This window comes from Streptomyces sp. Q6 (assembly GCF_036967205.1).
GTDB classification, from domain to species: domain Bacteria; phylum Actinomycetota; class Actinomycetes; order Streptomycetales; family Streptomycetaceae; genus Streptomyces; species Streptomyces citrinus.
The window spans coordinates 1,888,914-1,910,135 of sequence record NZ_CP146022.1 but is presented as its reverse complement, the minus strand read 5'-3'; the positions used below and the strand labels follow the sequence as shown (position 1 = coordinate 1,910,135).

Below are 21,222 nucleotides of genomic sequence, written 5' to 3'. Positions count from 1 at the left end.
CACGATGACGAACACGACTGGCATCCTCGAGGGCAAGAAGATCCTCATCACCGGTGTGCTGATGGAGTCCTCCATCGCCTTCCAGGCCGCGAAGCTGGCCCAGGAGCAGGGCGCGGAGATCATCCTCACCGCCTGGCCGCGGCCGACGCTGACCGAGCGCATCGCCAAGAAGCTGCCGCTGCCCGACAAGGTCAAGGTCCTCGAGCTCGACGTCTCGAACGACGAGCACCTCGCCCGCCTGGAGGGCCAGGTCCGCGAGCACCTCGGCGGTCGGCTCGACGGCATCGTGCACTCCATCGGCTTCGCGCCGCAGGACGCGCTCGGCGGCAACTTCCTGAACACGCCGTTCGAGTCCGTCTCCACCGCCATGCACGTCTCCGCCTTCTCCCTGAAGTCGCTGACGATGGCGCTGCTGCCGCTGATGAACGAGGGCGGCTCGGTCGTCGGCCTCACCTTCGACGCGCAGTTCGCGTGGCCGCAGTACGACTGGATGGGCCCGGCCAAGGCCGCCCTGGAGGCGACGAACCGCTACATGGCGCGTTACCTGGGCGAGCACGACGTCCGCAGCAACCTGGTCTCTGCGGGCCCGCTCGGCTCCATGGCCGCCAAGTCCATCCCGGGCTTCAGCGACCTGGCCGCCGTGTGGGACACGCGCTCCCCGCTGGAGTGGAAGCTGGACGACCCGGAGCCGGCCGGCAAGGCCATCGTCGCGCTCCTGTCGGACTGGTTCCCGAAGACCACGGGCGAGATCATCCACGTCGACGGCGGTCTGCACGCCATCGGAGCCTGACGGCTGTTGACCCGTTCGGCCCACCGGCCGGGCGGGCCGGGGGACCTCTGCGCACCCTGGGTGCGAGGAGGTCCCTTTGGTGTACCTGCCCCGACGCGTCACCCCGGCCCGCACGGTCCCCGCGCTCGCCGCGCTGGCCCTGCTGCTCCTGGTCCCGTTCGAAGCGTTGTCCGACACCGGCGCGAAGGCCGCGGCGCGGCCCGTCGAGAAGCGTGAACTGTTCGGCGCCGACTGCCGGATCCGTGTCGAAGGCCCCCTGGTGAGCGCCACCTGTCACAACCCGTACCCGCGCACCGACCGCGTCGCCCTGCACATCGAGTGCGACGCGTGGTGGGACATCGACGTCGACGCGAAGCCCGTCCCGGCGGGCCCGGCCGAGACCGTGCGGCTCGACGGCCGCTGCTGGAAGAAGGTGCGGACCGCCTGGGTCAGTCACCGGAAGGCGGCGGTGTGAGCCGCCCGGGACGGCACAGGAACGGATAGCCCGCGGCCTCCGCGGCGGCCGCCTCCTCGTCCCCGACCCTGATCGCGTCGACCAGACGCGTGTGGTCCATGTGGTTCTCTGCGCTGAGCTTCTCGCCCACGTCCTCGCGCAGCCAGTCGCGCATGACCTCGCCCAGATCCGCGTACATCGCCGTCATCACGTCGTTGTGCGACGCGGCCACCACGGCCAGGTGGAACGTGGCGTCCGCCGCCACGAACGCCTCCGTGTCCCCCGAGTCCCACGCCTCCTCACGGCGTACGAGCAGGGCGTCCAGCTGCTTCAGATCGCGCTCGGTGCGCCGCTGGGCGGCCAGCTTCGCCGCGCTCGACTCCAGGGTGGAGCGCAGCTCGGCGATGTGCCGCGGATCGGCGTCCGCGAACCGCCGCTGCATGACCCCCGCCAGCTCGCTGGTCGCCACGACGTACGTGCCCGAGCCCTGCCGGATGTCCAGGAGCCCGTTGTGCGCCAGGGCGCGCACCGCCTCCCGCACGGTGTTCCGCGCGACGCCCAGCTGTTCGACGAGCTCGGGCTCCGTCGGGATGCGGGTGCCCACCGGCCACTCGCCCGAGGAGATCTGGGCGCGCAGAGCGGAGATGACCTGCTCGGACAGGGCCGAGCGCCGGGGGGAGGACAGCGGCATGGCGTTCCTTTGCGGAGGAGGACCTGCCCGTCGTGGGCGGCCGGAGGGTGTGACGCAGACGGACCGGAGGGTGTGACACAGACGGATTGGACAACCAATCATCCCATGATTCTAAGATGGGTCTCATGGCTAGTGAGGAAACCCCGACGATGACAGCGCCGTCCGTCCCGACACCCGTACCGAGCGACATACGTACGGAGAAGGAGGACAGCGCGGCGAGCGCCGAGGAGGCGGAGAAGAACGCCCCGCGCGCGTGGGCCGTACGCCTCGTCACCGTCGGCATCGTCCTCGCCGCCCTGAACCTGCGTCCCGCGATCACCAGCCTCGGCGCCCTCCTCGAAGAGGTCCGCGACGGGCTCGGCATGAGCGGCAGCGTCGCCGGACTCCTCACCTCCGTACCGCCCCTGTGCTTCGCGATCTTCGGCGTGATGGCGCCCCGGCTCGCCAAGCGGTTCGGCGCGAGCACCGTCGTCTGCGCGGGCATGGTCGCGATCACCGTGGGCCTGCTGATCCGCCCCTACACGGGGAACACGGTCGGCTTCCTGGTCGCCAGCGCCCTCGCCCTGATGGGCATCGCGGTCAGCAACGTCCTGATGCCCGTCATCGTCAAGCGCTGGTTCCCCGACCGCGTCGGCTCCATGACCGGCGTGTACTCGATGGCCCTCGCGGCCGGCACCTCCCTCGCCGCCGCCGCGACCGTCCCCATGACCTCGGCCCTCGGCGGCAGCTGGCAGACCGGCCTCGCCGTGTGGGCCGCGCTCGGCGCCGCCGCCGTCCTGCCCTGGATCCCGCTCGTACGGCACAGGGGCGCGGGCCCCGCCGAGCCGTCGCAGGCCGTCGCCGGCGGTGGTGGCGGCGAGGAGCTGCGCATCACCCGCAGCCGCACCGCCTGGGCGCTCGCCGTCTTCTTCGGGCTCCAGGCCACCGCCGCGTACATCACCATGGGGTGGATGGCGCAGATCTTCCGGGACTCCGGGGTCTCCGCGTCGACCGCCGGTGTGCTGCTCGCCGTCACCATGGTGATGGGCGTGCCGCTGGGCTTCGTCATCCCGCGCGTCGCCGCCCGGCTGCCCAGCCAGGGCCCGATGGTGATCGCCCTCGGCCTGTGCGGTCTCGCCGGATACGCGGGCCTCTACCTCGCCCCGGCCTCCGGCGCCTGGGCGTGGGCGATCCTGCTCGGCGTCTCCAACTGCGCCTTCCCTCTGGCCCTCACCATGGTCGGCATGCGCGCCCGCACCGGCGCCGGCGTCGTCAAGCTGTCCGCGTTCGCGCAGTCCACCGGCTACCTGATCTCGATCCCCGGACCGCTGCTCGTCGGCGTCCTCTACCAGCACACCGGCGGCTGGGGCGTGCCCATCGCCCTCATGGCCGCGCTGATGGTGCCGCAGATCGCGGTCGGCGTCCTGGCGGGCCGCAACCGCACCGTCGAGGACGAGGTCGGCCCCGCCACCGAGGCGGCCCCGGCGTCCTGACGAGCGGGGACGGGTGCGACACTTGCCGCATGTCGCCTGTGCTTGAACCGAACCCCCAGAACGGCCAGAAGAAGCTTCTCCTCGTGCTCGGCGCGATGCTGGCCGTCACCGTGATCGTGGCCGTCATCGCGACGATCGCCTCCCCCTGACCCCACCTCCGCGCACGGGGGTGGGGTTAACTCCACCATCCCCTAGGGGGCCAGTGTCAGGGTCAAGTGGGTGGATCACCGGATGGGTCGAGGCCCCCGGAGTCCGTACCGTCGAAGTGTCGCCGAGATCGTGGGCGTACGAACGAAGAACACGACGGATCACGGAGCACGTACTCCGCACCCCGACCTCGGAGGCACCCATGTCGGCCCCCACGCACACCCGGCCCCACCCGGCTGCCTCGGGCGGCGTCGACGTCCGGCTGCCCTGGTGGGCGATCGTGCTCCCGGCCGTCGCGTTCGTGGCGCTGCTCCTGCTCATCCTCAACCCGGCCGACGCACAGGCCGCGGCGGGCGACCCGACCATCGCGCACGTCCTGGAACGCGCCAAGGAACTGGTCCTGCGCTAGCGCCTGTCCGTTTCGGCAGGGCCCCGCGGAGGTCGTTCACCCGTGCCGGGCGAGCCCCCCAACTCCCTGCGCCCCGTGCCCGGTTTCATGCGAAGCTGGGACTCATGAGCGTCGCAGAACCCCGCAGGATTGTCCTTTTCCGGCATGCCAAGGCGGACTGGCCCCAGGTCTCGGATCACGAGCGGCCGCTCGCCGAGCGCGGGCGCAAGGACGCCCCCGTCGCCGGCCGCAAGCTGGCCGACTCCGGCATCGCCTTCGACCTGGCCCTCTGCTCGACCGCCGCGCGCACCCGGGAGACCTGGAAGCTCGCCGTCGCGGAGCTGCCCGAGCGGCCGAAGACCGTGTACGAGGAGCGGATCTACGAGGCGTCCCCCGGCGAGCTGATCGCCGTGCTGAACGAGACGCCGGACGACGCCCGCGATGTCGTCCTCATCGGCCACAACCCCGGGGTGCACGGCCTCGCGGAGGTCCTGACCGGCGAGGCCGAGGACGAAGCGGCCCGGCGGATGCGCCGCGGCGGCTTCCCGACCTCCGCCTTCGCCGTGCTGACCTTCACCGGCCCGTGGAAGTCCCTGGAGCCGGGCACCGCCACCCTGACCGACTACTGGTCGCCGAACGACTGACACGTACGCATACGCATACGTAGCTCGCCCGCACAGGTGCGCACGCGCGCGCATACGCAGAGGGGCCCGGTACCGCGCATCGGTACCGGGCCCCGCCTACGGATGCTCACGCCCCCTGGGCGTCCGCGGCCTCGACCTCTTCCCGGGTGATCCCGAGGAGGTACAGGACCGTGTCGAGGAACGGCACGTTCACCGCGGTGTGCGCGGCCTCGCGCACGACGGGCTTCGCGTTGAAGGCGACCCCGAGGCCCGCCGCGTTCAGCATGTCCAGGTCGTTCGCGCCGTCACCGATCGCCACGGTCTGCGCGAGCGGAACCCCGGCCTCGTCGGCGAACCGGCGCAGCAGCCGCGCCTTGCCCGCCCGGTCCACGATCTCGCCGACGACCTTCCCGGTCAGCTTCCCGTCGACGATCTCCAGCGTGTTGGCCTGCGCGAAGTCGAGCCCGAGCCGCTCCCGCAGATCGTCCGTGACCTGGGTGAACCCGCCCGAGACCACACCCACTTGGTAACCGAGGCGCTTGAGCGTACGGATGAGGGTGCGGGCGCCCGGGGTCAGCCGGACCTCGCTCCTGACCTTCTCCACGACCGACGCGTCGAGGCCCGCGAGCAGCGCCACGCGCGCGTGCAGCGACTGCTCGAAGTCCAGCTCGCCGCGCATCGCCGCCGCCGTCACCTCGGCGACCTTGTCCTCGCAGCCCGCGTGGGCCGCGAACAGCTCGATCACCTCGTCCTGGATGAGCGTCGAGTCGACGTCCATCACGACGAGCCGCTGCGCGCGCCTGTGCAGCCCGGCCGCGACGACCGCCACGTCCACGCCCCACTTCGCGGCCTCCGTCGCGAGGGCCGTGCGCAGCTCCTCCGTGCCCGTGCCGGAGACCGCGAACTCCACCGCGGTGACCGGGTACTTGGCGAGCCGGAAGATACGGTCGATGTTGCCGCCGGTGCCGGTGATCGACGCGGCGATCGCGGCGGTCGACTCGGCGGTGAGCGGGTGCCCGAGCACGGTGACCAGGGAGCGGCCCAGGCCGCGCGGCCGGTTGTCGCCGAGGCCGGAGATGATCTCCGCCTGCATCTTCAGGGACTCCGCCCAGCTGTGGACGGTGGCCCGCAGGTCACCCTCCAGTCCGGCCGGGGGCTCGGTCACCAGGGCGCACAGGACGATGCGTCCGCGCGTGACGACCTGCTCGATGTCGACGACGTCGACGGAGTAGGCGGCGAGGGTGTCGAAGAGCCCGGCGGTGATGCCGGGCCGGTCCTTGCCGAAGATCTTGACGAGGAGAGTCGGGACGTCGGTCTGCACGTATGCGGCGTCGACCAGGGCATCAACCGGGGCATCAGCGGGGTGCTGGGGCTGCGAAGCGCTCATGATGGTCTTACGTTATCGGGCTTGTGTACGGGTACGGCGACGCGGTCCGCGTACCGGACACGCACCCGCCGCCGCACCCGGCCCCCACCCGTCGACATGTACCGGGCCCGCACCCGTCGACGGACCCGACCCGCGTACGGCGATCGGGCGCCGGCGCGGCGCACCGCGCCCTCCCGCCGGTTCAGCGCCCGTCGTCGCCCGGCCGGCGCGGCCGGTCCCGCGGTCGGCCCGGCGCGGGGGCGGTGGAGGCGGGGCGGACCCCCGCCGTTCCGATTCCCGTCGCCGCCGCGAGGCCGGGGCGGCAGCGGTGGACGGGACCGCGAGGGATCGGGCCGCACCGGTCCGATCACCGTGGGCGCCCCGTTCACCCCGCCCGGCTGCTCGTACGGGCTCTCGTACGGCCTCAGATACGGGTTCGTGTCCGCGTTCGACGGCCGGTAGGGGCTGCTCGGCCGATACGGCCCCGCCGGCCCGGCCGCCTCCTCCGGCACGCCCCCGCTGCCGCGACGGCCAGCGGCGACACCCGCCCACCCGCCGCCCCGGTCCCGTACGCGAGCAGCGCTCCGAGTCCGCCCGCCCCCGCTCCCCACGCCGCCCCGAGCAGCAGCGCCATCCCGAGATGGCCGTGCAGATCGATGCCCGCCCCGAACGCGTCGAAGCCCAGCACCGACAGGGACGCGCCCGCCGAGACGTCCGTCAGCCACACGAGGAGCGGCAGCGCGAGCGCCGTCACCACGCCGAGCCGCAGCGCGCACCGCCCGGCGAACCCCAGCGCGCCCGTGCCCTGCGGCACGGGGGAGCGGACCGCGGCGAGCACCCCGGCGAGGAGCATCATCACGGCCATCGCGATGGCCAACAGCCAGACCCTGCTGTCGAGTTCGGCGAGGCGGCCCACCGTCACGGGCTGGTCCGACGACACCAGCAGGTCGTCCAGCGGATCGGGCAGGGCCTTCGCGAGTTCGCCGGTCGCCTTCCCGTCCCACGGCACGAACAGGCCGATCGGGACGCCCAGCCACGTCCCGTTCGGCGCCCCCAGCAGCGCCGCGCCCGCGATGCGCTTGGGGTGGTCGTCGCCGATCATCGCGTACGCCGCCGCGGCGAGCCCCGCGACGACCGTCACGAGCAACACCGTCACCAGGGCCGACGCCGCGGGCCGCACCACCCGGTGCGCCACGGACAGGGCCCGCGGCAGGGAGTGCGCCGCGACGCGAGCAGCGCGATGGCCAGCACCCCGGCCACGAACGCGGCGCCGCCGAGCAGCGTCGCCCCCGTCTGGACCGTGAAGCCCACGGACGCCTTCGCGTCCACGAGGTCGCCGAGCCGGTCGGGGAGCAGCCCACCGATCCCGCCGGGCAGCTTGTCCCCGATGCCGCCCGGCAGGTCCCCGGCGCCCGGAACGTCGTTCAGACCGAGCTCCGCACCGTCAATCGTGATGATGTCGTGACCCGCCCAGGCGAGCCCGCCGAGCATCCCCACGAACAGCACCACCACGGCCCCCGCGCGGACCAGGAGTTCGCGCGGTGAGATCTCAACTCCCGCGCTGCGCAAGGATCGTAGGAAGAACCAGCTGAGCAGCAGCGCGCCCACGAGACCCACGCCGAGCGGCGCGATGTCGATCGCCGTGTGGGCCTGCGCGCCCTCCAGACCGAAGGCCGAGACGTCCCCGGACGGTGTCACGCGCCCGCCGACGGCGAGCGCCACCACCGCGGCCGTCATCGGGCCGAGCGAGCCCGCCGAGTCGGCCCCGAGGAGATGCAGTCCGAGCGCCGCGATCCCCGCCATGGCGATGAACGCCCAGCTCACAGCGGCGATGGCGGACAGCAGCACATCGCCGACGGGCAGCCGGTCGCGACGCGTCGTGTGGTGGTCGCCGGTCTTCGTCAAGGACATCAAGGACCCCCCGATCCGTACCGCATCGCCCCTGATTTCCCCTTTGCGCATGATCCGTAGGGAGTTGTGGGCGCTTACTACTCTCCGGGCCCGTATCTGCCCCGTCAACGGCGCGGACGTCGGCGCTCCACCCGAGTCTTCACAACCCCCGACGCGGGGTTCGACTTTCGGTCATGGGGCCGTTCCTGAAATAGTTCCTCACGATGTTCGACATCCCTAGACTCCCCATGACGGGGGCAATACTCGGGGGACAACTCAGTGGGGCATGGAGTGCCTGAACTCGTACTGGAATTGAATGGCAGGACCTGGACGCTCGATCCGTCCAGGTCGTACACCCTCGGACGCGATCCGCAGGGAGACGTCGCGCTGGACGACGCCAGGGTGTCGTGGCGCCACGCCACGATCAGCTGGGGTGGCCGCAGTTGGGTCATCGAGGATCACGGCTCGACCAACGGCACGTTCGTGCAGGGTCAGCGGATCCACCAGATGGAGATCGGTCCGGGCTCCTCGGTGCATCTGGGCAACGCGACGGACGGCCCGCGGCTGAACGTGCAGGGCAGCGCCCAGGCCGCGGCCGTGGCCACGCCGCACCAGGCGCAGCAGCAGGCCGCCGGTCTCCACCAGCAGCCGCAGCAGTCGCAGCAGCCCGGCTGGTCCCAGCAGGCGCCGCAGCAACAGCCGGTGCCGCAACAGCAGGCGCAGCAGTGGCAGCAGCCGCCGGTGCAGAAGGTGCCGCAGCAGCAGGGACCCGGTGGAGTCGCGGGGGCGCCGCCGGTCTACGGCGACCGCAGCCCGACCACGTTCCACCAGCTGGCCCTCGGCCGTGTCATGCGCATCGGCCGTGCGCTGGAGAACGAGCTGGTGGTCTCCGACCTTCAGGTCTCGCGCCACCACGCCGAGTTCCACGCGACGCCCGACGGCCGCTTCGAGATCCGCGACCTCGGCTCGCACAACGGCACGTACGTCAACGGCCAGCCGATCACCAAGGGCGGCACCCAGCTCCTCGGGCCGAACGACATCGTCGGCGTGGGCCACTCGACGTTCCGCCTGGTCGGCGACCGCCTCGAGGAGTTCGTCGACACCGGTGACGTCTCCTTCTCGGCACGCCACCTCACGGTCACCGTCGACGGCGGCAAGCAGATCCTCAAGGACGTCTCCTTCGGCGTCCCGGAGAAGTCGCTGATCGCGGTCATCGGCCCGTCGGGCTCCGGCAAGTCGACGCTCCTGAAGGCGCTCACGGGCTACCGCCCGGCCAACCAGGGTGACGTCCTCTACGACAACCGGAACCTGTACAAGCAGTTCGCCGAGCTGCGCCAGCGCATCGGTCTGGTCCCGCAGGACGACATCCTGCACAAGGAACTGACGGTCAAGAAGGCGCTCAAGTACGCGGCCAAGCTCCGCTTCCCCGCCGACACCAGCGAGCAGGAGCGCCAGCAGCGCATCGACGAGGTGCTGCGCGAGCTCAAGCTGGACATCCACAAGGAGAAGAAGGTCACCTCCCTCTCCGGTGGCCAGCGCAAGCGCGTGTCGGTGGCCCTGGAACTGCTCACCAAGCCGTCGCTGATCTTCCTGGACGAGCCGACCTCCGGCCTCGACCCGGGCATGGACCGCGACGTCATGCAGCTCCTGCGCGGTCTGTCCGACGACGGCCGTACGGTCCTCGTCGTCACCCACTCGGTGGCCGAACTGGCGCTCTGCGACAAGCTCCTGGTGATGGCGCCCGGCGGTGCCGTCGCCTACTTCGGCCCGCCGGAGGAAGCGCTCAACTTCTTCGGCTACGACACCTGGGCCGATGTCTTCTCGGCGTTCGAGAACTACCGCGACTACGACTGGGCGGGCCGCTGGAAGGGCTCGCAGCACTACCAGATGTACGCCGCCGACATCGACGCCGTCGCCGCGCAGTCGGTGCAGATGCCGCCGCCCGCCGCGGTCAAGCCGCCCAAGCCGCAGCCGTGGGGCGCCCAGCTGATCACGCTGATCCGCCGCTACGTCTCGGTGATCGCCTCCGACAAGGGCTTCATGGGCCTGATGGTGATCCTGCCGGCGGTCCTCGGCATCGTCTCCGTCGTCATCCCGGCCGACTTCGGCCTGGCCCCGCCCAAGCCGCCGTCGAGGTTCAACGGCGACGCGGGCACGATCATGCTGATCATCGCGGTCGGCATGTGCTTCTCGGCCGCGGCCAACTCGGTCCGAGAACTGATCAAGGAACGGGTCATCTACGAGCGCGAACGCGCGACCGGCCTGTCCCGCTCGGCCTACCTGATGTCCAAGGTCATCGTCCTCGGCTTCATCACGGCCATCCAGGGCGTCATCATCTGCGCCATCGGCTTCATCCCGCGCGACCTTCCGTCCGAGGGTCTCCTGATGCCGCCGGCCGTGGAGCTGTGCATCTCGATCATCGCGCTCGGCTTCACGTCGATGATGTTCGGTCTCGTCATCTCCTCGCTGGTGAAGACCTCCGAGAAGACGATGCCGCTGCTCGTCATGTTCGCGATCGTCCAGGTCGTCTTCACCGGCGTCCTGTTCCAGATCTACGGCTCGATCGGCCTGGAGCAGTTCGCCTGGCTGATGCCGTCCCGCTGGGCGATCGGCGCGGCCGGCGCGACGCTGGACCTCGCGCACCTGATGCCGCCGTGGGACCCGAAGAAGCCGAACGACCTCGACCCGCTGTGGGAGCACTCGGTCAGCCAGTGGGGCATCAACCTCGCGGTCCTGATCGCGCTCGGCGTCATCTGCGGCTTCGCGGTGGCCCGCCTGCTGCGCCGCCACGAGCCCGAGGTCATGCGCAAGTAGTCGTCCGGTCATCGGACGCGGAGAAGGGCGGCACCCTCGCGGGGTGCCGCCCTTCTCCACCGTGGGGGTCAGCGTGCTGAGGACCCAGAGGTCCCGGCAATGAGTCTCAGTAGGCGCTGTTCACGTTGTCGATCGAGCCGTACTTGTCGGCCGCGTAGTTCGCGGCGGCCGTGATGTTGGCGACCGGGTCGTAGATGTTCGTCGAGGTGCCGTCGACGTGGTACGCGTTGAACGTCGGCTGGATGACCTGGAGCAGGCCGATCGACGGGGTGCCGTTCTGGGCGTTGACGTCCCAGCCGTTCATGGCGTTCGGGTTGCCCGTGGACTCACGCATGATGTTGCTGTAGAGCCCGTTGTAGGTACCCGGGATGCCCTTGGCCTTCATGATGTCCAGGGACTGCTTGATCCAGCCGTCGAGGTTGTTGGCGTAGACCGGCTTGCGGGCGGCGGCACGGGAGGCGGCCTGCTGGGCCTCGCGCTCCTTGGCGGCCTTCGCGTCGGCCTCGGCCTTGGCCTTCGCCTCGGCGTCCGCCTTCTTCTGCGCCTCGGCCTTCGCCTGGGCCTCCTGCTGCGCCTTCAGCTTCGCGGCGGCGGCCTTGGCCTTCTCCGAAGCGGTGGCCTGCTGGTCGGTGACGCTGGCGTGCACGTCCTTGATCTGCTGCGCACCGGCGTCCGTCGTGAAGGCGACGGGGGCGGCGGAGACCGTCTCGGCCTGCGCCTGCGTGTCATGACCCGGGACCAGCGTGACCGCGAGAGCGGCGGCACCGAGAGCGGCGACACCGGCCATCGAGAACTTGTGGGCGCGGGTCAGCTGACTATGGCCGGGGAAGCTGTGCTTGGACATGGAGACGGGGACCTCTCGAAGCGTTTGGGACGTGAGCGCCACGGGTAAGCCGTTACGGCGCCGAGCGACGGTGGCAATTCTTAGCGGCCGCAAAATTCCGTGGCAAAGGTGTGACGTACGAAGCCAGGTAGTGGTCCGGGGCGCGAAAAAGAGGGCCGGGAGCCCGCTCTCGGCTCCCAGCCCTTACGCCACCTCGGGACTTAAGTCCCTGCCTCCTCCACTACGGACCTTCGTACGTGATGTGCGCCCTATGCGCGGGGTCACACGCGACCCCCACCGTTCTCACTCACCGTTGCCCTAGCAACGCTCTGTGTGAGGCATCTCCTCCGGAAGGATGAGGTGGACGTCCCCGAACTCGTGCCAGAGGTAGCGATGCCGCAGCGCCTCCTCGTACGTACGGCTCACCGCGGCCCCTCCGGCGACCGCCTCCAGCATCAGCAGGTGCGACGCCTCGGGCTCGTGCAGCCCTGTCAGGAGGCCGTCCACGACCCGCACCCCCCGCTCCGGCGTCACGACGAGCCCCGTCATGCCGCCCGCCGCCCGCACCACCCCGTCCGCGCCGACCGCGGACTCGACGGCCCGCACCGCGGTGGTCCCGACCGCGATGACCCGGCCGTCCCCGGCCTTCGCCGCGTTGATCAGCCGGGCCGACGCCTCCGGCACCTCGAAACGCTCCTCATAAGGAGGCTCGTGCGACTCGGCGGACGCCACACCTGTATGCAGCGTGATGGGCGCGAACTGCACACCGCGGCTCACCAGCTCCGCCACGATCCGGTCCGTGAAGGGCCGCGCCGCACTCGGCATCTCCGCGCTGCCCGCCCCGTCGGCGTACGACAGCGCGAACACCGTCTGGTAGGCGGACAGCGGCTGGTCCCGCTCCGTGTACACATAGCGGATGGGCCGCCCGTGCCGGCGCAGCACCGCGGCCACGTCCCCGGTCGCCCGCACCCACCACAGCCGCTCGCTCCCGGCCGTCACCGGCTCCTCCCACACCAGATGCACACAGCCGGGCAGCGACACCACTGAACCCGCGCGCACGCCCGCACGGGGGCGCGTGGTACCCCGCCCGTCCGGATCCCGCATCTCGACGGCCCAGCGCCCGTCATCGCCCTGCGTGGAGAAGTGCACGACCACGCGCGCGTCCCCGGTCGTCCCGTCGACGGCAGCCGCCAGCGTGGGAGACGTGTTCACCACAAGGAGGTCCCCGGCCCGCAGGATGTCCGGCAGCTCGGGGAACCGGTGGTGGGCGACCTCCGTGCCGCGGGACACCAGAAGTCGTACGGACGATCTGTCCAGGCCGGGATCGCGCTGCTCGGCGGGCACCCGCGCCGACAGCTCCTCCGGGACACGCAGCGCCAGCGTCATCGCGTCTCCAGCAAGGAAGGAGCCGCGTACCGCCCGCTGACCGGCCGCTGATCAAGAAGGCGGAGGAAAGCGGGCACGACGTCCTCGGGGCGTGGCACCTCGCTCAGATCCTCGTCCGGTTCCGCCGCCGCCAGCATGTCCGTCCGCATCCCGCCCGGATCCACCGCCCACACCCGCAGCTCCGGCTCCTCCACCGCGAGCACGGCCGACAGCTGGTCGAGGGCCGCCTTCGTCGCTCCGTAACCGCCCCACGTGCGATACGCCTCCACCGCCGCGTCCGAACTCATGTTGATCACCGCTCCGGCCGGCGCGGTGCGCAGCAGCGGCAGCGCCTCCTGGAGCAGACCCAGCGGCGCCACCACATTGACGTCCAGCGCCCTGCGGAAGTCGTCGAGCGAATGCTCGCCCAGCGGCACGAGCGGCTCCGCGCCCAGCACGCCCGCGTTGTTCACCAGAAGATCGATGCCGCCCAACTCCCAGGCGGCCGCGATCAGTGCGACCCGGTGTCCGCCGTCGGTGACATCCCCGGGCACGGCCGTCACGGTCCCGCCGTGCCCCTTCAGCGCCGCCGCCACCTCGTGCAGGGGCTCCGCGGACCGCCCGTCGAGGACGAGATCCCAGCCCCGCTCGGCCAGCGCCGTGGCGAGGGCCCGGCCGAACCCGCGCGAAGCCCCGGTGATGATCGCTACTGCCATGACAACCGTCCCCTTTGCCGTACCGATCCTGCGTCGTGCCTTCAACGTAGGAAGCGGACGGTCCCGGGCGCCTCGTGCGCCGGCCGCAACGCCCACGGGCCCTTCGGCCTACGCCCACGGACCTAGGAGGCCGCCGCCACGGGACCGATACGCGCTGTCACACCCCGCCGGTACGGTGAGGTCATGAGTCACCGTCCACAGAGCGGCATCGCCGCCGTGAGCGCCGCGCTGCTGGCCATGAACAGGCACCTGGAGATGCGCGACGTCCTCAAGACGATCGTCGCGTCGGCGCGTGAGCTGCTCGACGCCGAGTACGCGGCGCTCGGGGTGCCCGACGACCACGGCGGCTTCGCCCAGTTCGTCGTGGACGGTGTCAGCGACGAGCAGTGGAAGGCCATCGGCCCGCTCCCGCGCCAGCACGGCATCCTCGCCGCGATGCTCCGCGAGGCGAGGACCGAGCGCCTCGCCGACGTCCGCGAGGACCCCCGCTTCGAGGGCTGGCCCGCAGCCCACCCGGACATGTCCGACTTCCTGGGCCTGCCCATCAAGGACGGCGACGAGACGATCGGCGCCCTGTTCCTCGCCAACAAGACGTGCCCCAAGCCCCAAGGCGGTTGCGGCTTCACCGAGGAGGACGAGGAGCTGCTCCAGATCCTCGCCCAGCACGCCGCGATCGCCCTGACGAACGCCCGCCTCTACGAGCGCAGCCGCGAGCTCACCATCGCCGAGGAGCGCTCCCGCCTCGCCCACGAACTGCACGACGCCGTCAGCCAGAAGCTCTTCTCGCTGCGCCTGACCGCCCAGGCCGCGGCCACCCTCGTGGACCGCGACCCGGCCCGCGCCAAGGACGAGTTGCAGCACGTGGTCGCGCTGGCCGCGGAAGCCGCGGACGAACTGCGCGCCGCCGTCGTGGAGTTGCGCCCCGCCGCCCTCGACGAGGACGGCCTCGTGGCCACGCTGCGCACCCAGATCCAGGTCCTCGACCGCGCCCACGACGCCCGCGTCACCTTCGACACCGGCGGCATCCGCGCACTGCCCGCGGCCCAGGAGGAGGCGATGCTCCGCGTCGCCCAGGAAGCACTGCACAACGCCCTGCGCCACTCGGGAGCGGAGCACGTCGCCGTGACACTCGACAAGCACGGCTCCGGCGCGGTCCTGCGCGTCAGCGACGACGGCTCGGGCTTCGACCCGATGGCGATACGCCGCGCGGGGCGCCACCTCGGCCTGGTCTCCATGCGCGACCGGTCGAGCGGCGTCGGCGGCCGGCTCACAGTGGAATCGGAGCCCGGCAAGGGCACCACGATCGAGATGGAGGTCCCCGGTGGCTGACCGAATCAAGGTGCTCCTTGTCGACGACCACCAGGTGGTCCGCCGGGGCCTGCGCACCTTCCTTGAGGTGCAGGACGACATCGAGGTCGTCGGCGAGGCCGCCGACGGCGCCGAAGGAGTCGCCCGCGCCGAGGAGTTGAAGCCCGACGTCGTCCTCATGGACGTCAAGATGCCGGGCCTGGGCGGAGTCGAGGCCCTGCGCAAGCTCCGCGAACTGGGCAACGCCACCAAGGTGCTGATCGTCACCAGCTTCACCGAGCAGCGCACGGTCGTCCCGGCCCTGCGCGCCGGAGCCGCCGGATACGTCTACAAGGACATCGACCCGGACGCCCTCGCCGGCGCCATCCGCTCCGTGCACGCGGGCCACATCCTGCTCCAGCCCGAGGTGGCGGGCGCCCTGCTCTCCCAGGAAGAGGCCAACAACGGCCAGGGGAGAGGCGGTTCCCTGACCGAGCGGGAGCGCGAGGTCCTCGGCCTGATCGCCGACGGCCGTTCCAACCGGGAGATCGCCCGTGCCCTGGTCCTCTCCGAGAAGACGGTGAAGACCCACGTCTCGAACATCTTGATGAAGCTCGACCTGGCGGACCGCACCCAGGCGGCGCTCTGGGCCGTACGGCACGGGGCCGCGGGCTGACCGCACGCTCCGGCGCACTACTTCACGTCAGCACGGAAGGTTCCCGTCCGGTGTGAGATTCATACCGTCGTGTGGACGTCCCCCGTTCGGCGCATCCTGCGGGGCTCGGACGCGTTCTCCAGTGCGTGCCGCGGCGGCTGGCTGCGGCAATCGCAAGGAGGATCCTGAAGTGAAGAACCTGAAGAAGGCCGCGGCTGTCACCCTCGTCGCCGGTGGCCTGGTCGCCGCCGGTGCCGGTCTCGCCTCCGCCACGGACGGTGCGCACGCCGACGGCAAGGCCGTGAAGTCCCCGGGCGTCGGCTCGGGCAACCTGATCCAGGCCCCGATCCACATCCCGGTCAACGCCGTGGGCAACACCGCGACCGTCATCGGTGCCCTCAACCCGACCTTCGGGAACGACGGCTTCAACGGCTGATCCATCGGCCGACACAGGCTCAGGGTCCACAGGACCACCGGCCCTCCGGGTACTCCCGGGGGGCCGGTCCGTGTTCCGCCCCGACCGCCCTGCGGAACCCCGCCGACGTGGGCCTTTACCCTCAACTCCGGCCCGAAGCAAGCCCATGGGAGCCCTCGCCGGGCAATTGATCCCATCGAGGGCATCGCCGCCCGGAGCCGTGTCGTCCAACCGGCCCACGCGTTTCCCAGCGTGCGACCCCGCGGCTGGGGTCGGAACGCACTTTCTGCTGGAGGAACACTTCTCATGAACATCGCCAAGAAGGCCGCCCTGGCCGTCGCCGTCGCCGGTATCGCCGCGGGCGCTTCCGCCGGTTCCGCCTTCGCCGAGGCCGAGGCCGAGGGCGCGGCCACGCAGTCCCCGGGTGTCGCCTCCGGCAACCAGGCGCAGCTGCCGATCCACATCCCGGTCAACGCCACGGGCAACTCCGTCAACGTGATCGGTCTCCTGAACCCGACCTTCGGCAACACCTCGTCGAACGGCTGACGTTCACTGCCGACCAGGCACGGGAAGCCCCCACGGACACCGTCCGTGGGGGCTTCGCGTTCATGCCGTCCTGGCGTCGGCGGGTGCTGCGTGCTTTTGGTGGCCTGGCGTCCGTGGGGGCTTCCTGTTCATGCCGGTCCAGCGTCCGCAAGGGCTGCCCGCTTCTAGCGGCCCGGCGCCCGCGGCGCTCACCCGCGCTCCCGCTCCTCCACGAACGCGTTGTACGCGGCGACGAGCGCCCGCCGAGCCGTCCGCTCCACCGGCCGCAGCGCCACCGCCCGAGCCCCCATCTCCGAGGCGCTCACCGCCCCGCCGTGCCCGCTCTCGTACGCCACCTCCACCAGCGTCCCCACCCGCTGCGCCAGCTCCAGCACCCGCACGGCCCGTGGCGGATACCCCGGCGCGAGCGCCTCGCGGCCGCGCTCGGCCCGTGCCCGGTACGCGTCGACCGCGGCCGCCGCCACCGGCCCGGACCCGGCCACGTCCAGCCGCGTCAGCACGTCCGTGGCCTCGCGCAGCGCCTCCGCCAGCTCCCGCTCGGCCTCCCCGAGCGACGGCACGTCCGCCGGCGGAGCCTCCCGCACCGGCAGGCAGTGCCACAGCACCTCCACGTGGACATCGCCGTCGGGCCCGGCCTCGTACACCTCGGGCACCAGCCCGAGCGCGACCCCGTGGCAGACGACGGCCTCCTCGGCGTCCAGCGCTCGCGCGTTGAACTCGGACGGACCGCTCAGCCCCAGCGGATGCCCCGGCGCGGGCAGCGCGACCCGCAGCCCGCGCACCCCGAGCGCCCGCAGCCGCCCGAGCGCGAGCGTGAGACCGACGGGACCGGTCTCCCCGGGGATCCCGTCCACCCGATGCACGGCGTCGTCGCCCACGATCGCGAGCGCCGCGTCATCAGGACTGATAAGCCCGGCAAACAGGGCATTCCCCCATGCCGCAAGACGTCCAGAGCGTGGTTCCGAGAGCATGCGCACCAGCTTAGAAGCTCCTGACAGCACCAAAAGCCCGGCCGATGGAAGGGACCACCGGACCAGTGGCGTAGGTTTTCCCTGGGGGCTGCGTCCAGGACGCACGAGACAGCCGAGACTGCAATGGGAGACAACGCGCTCATGAGCGATGTACTGGAGCTGGAGGACGTATCCGTGGTCCGCGAGGGCCGGGCTCTGGTGGACCAGGTCTCCTGGTCGGTGAAGGAGGGGGAGCGCTGGGTCATCCTCGGCCCGAACGGCGCGGGCAAGACGACCCTCCTGAACGTCGCCTCGAGCTACCTCTACCCGAGCAAGGGCACCGCCACCATCCTCGGCGAGACCCTCGGCAAGCCGGGCACGGACGTCTTCGAACTGCGCCCGCGCATCGGCGTCGCCGGCATCGCGCTCGCCGAGAAGCTGCCCAAGCGCCAGACCGTCCTCCAGACCGTGCTCACCGCCGCCTACGGCATGACCGCAGGCTGGCAGGAGGAGTACGAGGACGTCGACGAGCAGCGCGCCCGCGCCTTCCTCGACCGCCTCGGCATGAGTGAGTACCTGGACCGCAAGTTCGGCACGCTCTCCGAGGGCGAGCGCAAGCGCACCCTCATCGCCCGCGCCCTGATGACCGACCCCGAGCTGCTCCTCCTCGACGAGCCCGCCGCGGGCCTCGACCTCGGCGGCCGCGAGGACCTGGTGCGCCGCCTCGGCCGCCTCGCCCGCGACCCGATCGCCCCCTCGATGATCATGGTCACGCACCACGTCGAGGAGATCGCCCCCGGCTTCACCCACGTCCTCATGATCCGTCAGGGCAAGGTCCTCGCCGCGGGCCCGCTGGAGCTGGAGCTCACCTCCCGCAACCTCTCCCGCTGCTTCGGCCTCCCGCTGGTCGTCGAGCAGCGCAACGACCGCTGGACGGCCACGGGCCTGCCCCTCGGCTGACGGCCGCGCGCCCGTACGGGCCGGTCGTCCCCTGTCCGCACGGACCCGTGCGGATCTACCATGGCCATGTGGCAGACATCGACGCATGGGTGTGGTGGCTGATCGGGGCGGCCGCGCTCGGAATCCCGCTCGTCATCACGGCCATGCCCGAACTGGGCATGCTCTCCGTCGGCGCCGTCGCGGGCGCCGTCACCGCAGGTCTCGGCGGCGGAGCGGTCCTCCAGGTGATCGTCTTCGCCGTCGTCTCGTGCGCACTCATCGCCGTCGTACGGCCCATCGCCGTACGGCATCGCAACCAACAGCCCCAGCTGGCCACCGGAGTCGAAGCCCTCAAGGGCAAACAGGCCGTCGTCGTCGAGCGTGTCGACGGGGCCGGCGGCCGCATCAAGCTCGGCGGCGAGATCTGGTCCGCCCGAGCCCTGGACGGCGACGCCACGTTCGAACCGGGCCGCCAGGTCGACGTCGTCGACATCGACGGAGCCACCGCGGTCGTCATCTGAATCCGCGTGTGGTCCGAACTTCCCCCACTACAGAGGTAGTTCTGACAGACTCGACGAGCAAGATCTCATGATCTTCCGGCGGGACAGCGCCGGGAGGACGACGGCACGAAGGGCACGGGAGACGCGATGTCAGCGGTCATCATCGTCCTGATCATTCTGGTGGTGTTGGTCTTCATCGCCCTGATCAAGACCATCCAAGTCATCCCGCAGGCCAGCGCCGCCATCGTGGAGCGCTTCGGCCGCTACACGCGCACGCTGAACGCCGGCCTGAACATCGTCGTCCCGTTCATCGACTCGATCCGCAACCGCATCGACCTCCGCGAGCAGGTCGTGCCGTTCCCGCCGCAGCCGGTGATCACCCAGGACAACCTGGTCGTCAACATCGACACCGTCATCTACTACCAGGTGACCGACGCACGAGCGGCGACGTACGAAGTGGCCAGCTACATCCAGGCCATCGAGCAGCTCACCGTCACCACGCTCCGCAACATCATCGGTGGCATGGACCTGGAGCGGACCCTGACCTCCCGCGAGGAGATCAACGCGGCCCTGCGCGGCGTCCTCGACGAGGCCACCGGCAAGTGGGGCATCCGCGTCAACCGCGTCGAGCTCAAGGCGATCGAGCCGCCCACCTCCATCCAGGACTCGATGGAGAAGCAGATGCGCGCCGACCGTGACAAGCGCGCCGCGATCCTCACCGCGGAAGGCATCCGCCAGTCGCAGATCCTCACGGCCGAGGGTGAGAAGCAGTCCGCGATCCTGCGCGCCGAGGGTGAGGCCAAGGCGGCGGCGCTCCGCGCCGAAGGTGAAGCACAGGCCATCCGTACGGTCTTCGAGTCCATCCACGCCGGAGACGCGGACCAGAAGCTCCTCGCCTACCAGTACCTCCAGATGCTCCCGAAGATCGCCGAGGGCGACGCCAACAAGCTCTGGATCGTCCCCAGCGAGATCGGCGACGCCCTCAAGGGGCTGAGCGGCGCCATGGGCAACTTCGGCCCGATGGGGGGCGGCCAGACCCCGGCCGCCCCGTCGAAGGAGCGCCGGGAGCAGCCGCCCATCGACTGAGCACCTGCCCCAGCACGACAGAGCGGGCCGCCGACCTCGGGTCGGCGGCCCGCTCTGTCCGTCGAAGTGCGTCGAGTCCCGCTACGCCGCGACCTTCTGCTGACCCAGCCAGTCCGGCAGCGCTTCCCGCCCGTCGATCCGCAGCGACAGCAGCATCGCGTCGGCCGGCGTCGGCTCGAACGGCTGCCGCAGCAGCGGCATACCGGCCTGCTCGGGTGTCCGGTTCGCCTTGCGGTGATTGTCCTCGGCGCAGGACGCCACCGTGTTCAGCCAGGAGTCCGCACCGCCCTGCGACCGCGGCACGACGTGGTCCACGGTCGTCGCCCGCCTCCCGCAGTACGCGCACCGGTGCTGATCCCGTACGAGCACACCCCGCCTGGACCATGGCGCACGTCTTCGGAACGGCACGCGCACGTACCTGCACAGCCTGATCACCCGGGGCACCGGTATGTCCAGTGCGGCGCCGCGCATGCGCAGCTCGGGGTGGGACTGTTCGACGACGGCCTTGTCCTGGAGCACCAGCACGACGGCTCGGTTCAGCGTCACCGTCGAGAGCGGCTCGAAGCTTGCGTTCAGCACCAGCGTGTCCCGCATCCTGCCCACCTCCCGTACGCAGCGGATCACCCCTCGGCGTCCGTGCGTCAACTCTGGCCGCGCACGCCGAGATGGACAACGCAATAAAAAATGCCCGCCTCTGATCACTTCCAAGACCAGAGGCGGGCAAACGTTCCGTGAACGCTAACTCTCGGCAGGAGCCGCGTATTCGGCGACGACCTGAGCGCGCGCGAGCGTGTGGAACCGCAGGTTGAATCCGACCGCGGCGGGCGACGTGTCCGAGTCGGGGCCGAGCTTCTCCTGATCCACCGCGTACACGGTGAAGACGTAACGGTGCGCGGGATCGCCGGCCGGCGGAGCGGCACCGCCGAACTCCTTCGTCCCGTAGTCGTTGCGCACCTGCACGGCACCCTCGGGAAGCCCTTCGAACTTGCCGCTGCCCGCACCGGTCGGCAGCTCCGTGACCGACACCGGAATGTCGAACACGGACCAGTGCCAGAAGCCGCTGCCCGTCGGGGCGTCCGGGTCGAAGCACGACACGGCGAAGCTCTTGGTCTCCGCCGGGAAGCCCTCCCACCGCAGCTGCGGCGACGTGTTCCCGGCCGCGTACACCTGCGCGTCCTTCAGCACCCCACCGGGCTCGAAGTCCTCGCTCGTGACGGTGAACGACGGCACCTGCGGATGAAAGTCATGCGGCAGTGGAGCCCGCTTGAGCTGCTCGGTCACAGCGACACCTCCTGGATCGGCGGAATCTTGATCCCACCAACCCTA

General features: G+C 71.0%; 22 protein-coding genes and 1 pseudogene. 14 read left to right on the top strand and 9 right to left on the bottom strand.

Annotated features, from left to right (window positions below):
- Positions 1-4 precede the first annotated feature (4 nt).
- Both fabI and V2W30_RS08915 read left to right on the top strand, forming a co-directional pair.
- Positions 5-790, top strand: coding sequence for an enoyl-ACP reductase FabI (gene fabI, locus V2W30_RS08920; protein WP_338695080.1), 786 nt, complete (start codon positions 5-7; stop codon positions 788-790).
- Between the two features lie 79 nt (positions 791-869).
- Complete coding sequence (locus V2W30_RS08915; protein ID WP_338695079.1) at positions 870-1,244, top strand: hypothetical protein; 375 nt, start codon at positions 870-872, stop codon at positions 1,242-1,244.
- Here the strand turns inward: V2W30_RS08915 and V2W30_RS08910 are convergent.
- The gene (locus tag V2W30_RS08910) at positions 1,219-1,914 is read right to left on the bottom strand and encodes a FadR/GntR family transcriptional regulator (protein WP_338695078.1); all 696 of its coding nucleotides are present in this window, start codon (positions 1,912-1,914) and stop codon (positions 1,219-1,221) included. The two genes, V2W30_RS08915 and V2W30_RS08910, sit on opposite strands and share 26 nt — an antisense overlap.
- Before the next feature lie 125 nt (positions 1,915-2,039).
- On the opposite strand from V2W30_RS08910, the gene V2W30_RS08905 reads away from it, so the two are divergent.
- The 4 genes from V2W30_RS08905 (at position 2,040) to V2W30_RS08890 (ending at position 4,565) form a co-directional block, all read left to right on the top strand.
- Positions 2,040-3,386, top strand: coding sequence for a CynX/NimT family MFS transporter (locus tag V2W30_RS08905; RefSeq protein WP_338695077.1), 1,347 nt, complete (start codon positions 2,040-2,042; stop codon positions 3,384-3,386).
- Between the two features lie 29 nt (positions 3,387-3,415).
- Entirely contained in the window at positions 3,416-3,535 is a 120-nt protein-coding gene (locus V2W30_RS08900; RefSeq protein ID WP_324772382.1) for an SGM_5486 family transporter-associated protein, read from the top strand.
- A 200-nt stretch (positions 3,536-3,735) separates the two neighbouring features.
- Positions 3,736-3,942 (top strand): hypothetical protein, encoded by a 207-nt coding sequence (locus V2W30_RS08895; RefSeq protein ID WP_338695074.1) that lies wholly within the window; start codon positions 3,736-3,738, stop codon positions 3,940-3,942.
- Positions 3,943-4,046: 104 nt separating this feature from the next.
- Positions 4,047-4,565, top strand: a complete 519-nt coding sequence (locus V2W30_RS08890; RefSeq protein ID WP_338695073.1) for a histidine phosphatase family protein — start codon at positions 4,047-4,049, stop codon at positions 4,563-4,565.
- A 106-nt stretch (positions 4,566-4,671) separates the two neighbouring features.
- Here V2W30_RS08890 and serB read toward each other — a convergent pair whose 3' ends face one another.
- Positions 4,672-5,931, bottom strand: coding sequence for a phosphoserine phosphatase SerB (serB, locus tag V2W30_RS08885; RefSeq protein WP_338695072.1), 1,260 nt, complete (start codon positions 5,929-5,931; stop codon positions 4,672-4,674).
- A 403-nt stretch (positions 5,932-6,334) separates the two neighbouring features.
- Positions 6,335-7,713 (bottom strand): annotated as a pseudogene (locus V2W30_RS08880) (streptophobe family protein).
- Between the two features lie 378 nt (positions 7,714-8,091).
- On the opposite strand from V2W30_RS08880, the gene V2W30_RS08875 reads away from it, so the two are divergent.
- Positions 8,092-10,614 carry an FHA domain-containing protein gene (locus V2W30_RS08875; protein ID WP_338695071.1) on the top strand — a complete coding sequence of 841 codons (2,523 nt, stop codon included), beginning with the start codon at positions 8,092-8,094 and terminating at the stop codon, positions 10,612-10,614.
- Positions 10,615-10,720: 106 nt separating this feature from the next.
- Here the strand turns inward: V2W30_RS08875 and V2W30_RS08870 are convergent, their stop codons facing one another.
- The 3 genes from V2W30_RS08870 to V2W30_RS08860 form a co-directional block, all read right to left on the bottom strand.
- Positions 10,721-11,458 (bottom strand): transglycosylase SLT domain-containing protein, encoded by a 738-nt coding sequence (locus tag V2W30_RS08870; RefSeq protein ID WP_338695070.1) that lies wholly within the window; start codon positions 11,456-11,458, stop codon positions 10,721-10,723.
- Positions 11,459-11,755: 297 nt separating this feature from the next.
- Positions 11,756-12,823: an S-adenosylmethionine:tRNA ribosyltransferase-isomerase gene (locus V2W30_RS08865; RefSeq protein ID WP_338695068.1), complete on the bottom strand. Its 1,068-nt coding sequence runs from the start codon at positions 12,821-12,823 to the stop codon at positions 11,756-11,758.
- The gene (locus V2W30_RS08860) at positions 12,820-13,518 is read right to left on the bottom strand and encodes an SDR family oxidoreductase (protein WP_338695066.1); all 699 of its coding nucleotides are present in this window, start codon (positions 13,516-13,518) and stop codon (positions 12,820-12,822) included. The genes V2W30_RS08865 and V2W30_RS08860 overlap by 4 nt, the downstream gene beginning before the upstream one ends.
- 183 nt (positions 13,519-13,701) lie before the next feature.
- Between V2W30_RS08860 and V2W30_RS08855 the strand changes: the two genes are divergently transcribed.
- From V2W30_RS08855 to V2W30_RS08840, 4 genes are all read left to right on the top strand, one after another.
- A complete protein-coding gene (locus V2W30_RS08855) occupies positions 13,702-14,847 on the top strand; it encodes a GAF domain-containing sensor histidine kinase (RefSeq protein WP_338695064.1) in 1,146 nt (381 codons plus the stop codon).
- Complete coding sequence (locus tag V2W30_RS08850) at positions 14,840-15,481, top strand: response regulator transcription factor (protein WP_338695062.1); 642 nt, start codon at positions 14,840-14,842, stop codon at positions 15,479-15,481. Before V2W30_RS08855 ends, V2W30_RS08850 begins: the two co-directional genes overlap by 8 nt.
- A gap of 169 nt (positions 15,482-15,650) precedes the next feature.
- Complete coding sequence (locus V2W30_RS08845; RefSeq protein WP_338695060.1) at positions 15,651-15,896, top strand: chaplin; 246 nt, start codon at positions 15,651-15,653, stop codon at positions 15,894-15,896.
- 285 nt (positions 15,897-16,181) lie between these two features.
- Positions 16,182-16,421, top strand: coding sequence for a chaplin (locus V2W30_RS08840; RefSeq protein WP_338695057.1), 240 nt, complete (start codon positions 16,182-16,184; stop codon positions 16,419-16,421).
- 188 nt (positions 16,422-16,609) lie between these two features.
- Here the strand turns inward: V2W30_RS08840 and V2W30_RS08835 are convergent, their stop codons facing one another.
- A complete protein-coding gene (locus V2W30_RS08835; RefSeq protein WP_338695056.1) occupies positions 16,610-17,392 on the bottom strand; it encodes a hypothetical protein in 783 nt (260 codons plus the stop codon).
- A gap of 141 nt (positions 17,393-17,533) precedes the next feature.
- Here V2W30_RS08835 and V2W30_RS08830 point away from each other — a divergent pair, with 141 nt between their 5' ends.
- The 3 genes from V2W30_RS08830 (at position 17,534) to V2W30_RS08820 (ending at position 19,896) form a co-directional block, all read left to right on the top strand.
- Complete coding sequence (locus tag V2W30_RS08830; protein WP_338695055.1) at positions 17,534-18,331, top strand: ABC transporter ATP-binding protein; 798 nt, start codon at positions 17,534-17,536, stop codon at positions 18,329-18,331.
- Between the two features lie 68 nt (positions 18,332-18,399).
- Positions 18,400-18,831: an NfeD family protein gene (locus V2W30_RS08825; RefSeq protein ID WP_338695053.1), complete on the top strand. Its 432-nt coding sequence runs from the start codon at positions 18,400-18,402 to the stop codon at positions 18,829-18,831.
- A 126-nt stretch (positions 18,832-18,957) separates the two neighbouring features.
- Positions 18,958-19,896: an SPFH domain-containing protein gene (locus V2W30_RS08820; RefSeq protein WP_338695052.1), complete on the top strand. Its 939-nt coding sequence runs from the start codon at positions 18,958-18,960 to the stop codon at positions 19,894-19,896.
- Between the two features lie 81 nt (positions 19,897-19,977).
- Here the strand turns inward: V2W30_RS08820 and V2W30_RS08815 are convergent, their stop codons facing one another.
- Positions 19,978-20,490 carry an HNH endonuclease gene (locus tag V2W30_RS08815; protein ID WP_338695051.1) on the bottom strand — a complete coding sequence of 171 codons (513 nt, stop codon included), beginning with the start codon at positions 20,488-20,490 and terminating at the stop codon, positions 19,978-19,980.
- Positions 20,491-20,634: 144 nt separating this feature from the next.
- Positions 20,635-21,177: a YbhB/YbcL family Raf kinase inhibitor-like protein gene (locus V2W30_RS08810; RefSeq protein ID WP_338695050.1), complete on the bottom strand. Its 543-nt coding sequence runs from the start codon at positions 21,175-21,177 to the stop codon at positions 20,635-20,637.
- Positions 21,178-21,222: the final 45 nt, after the last annotated feature.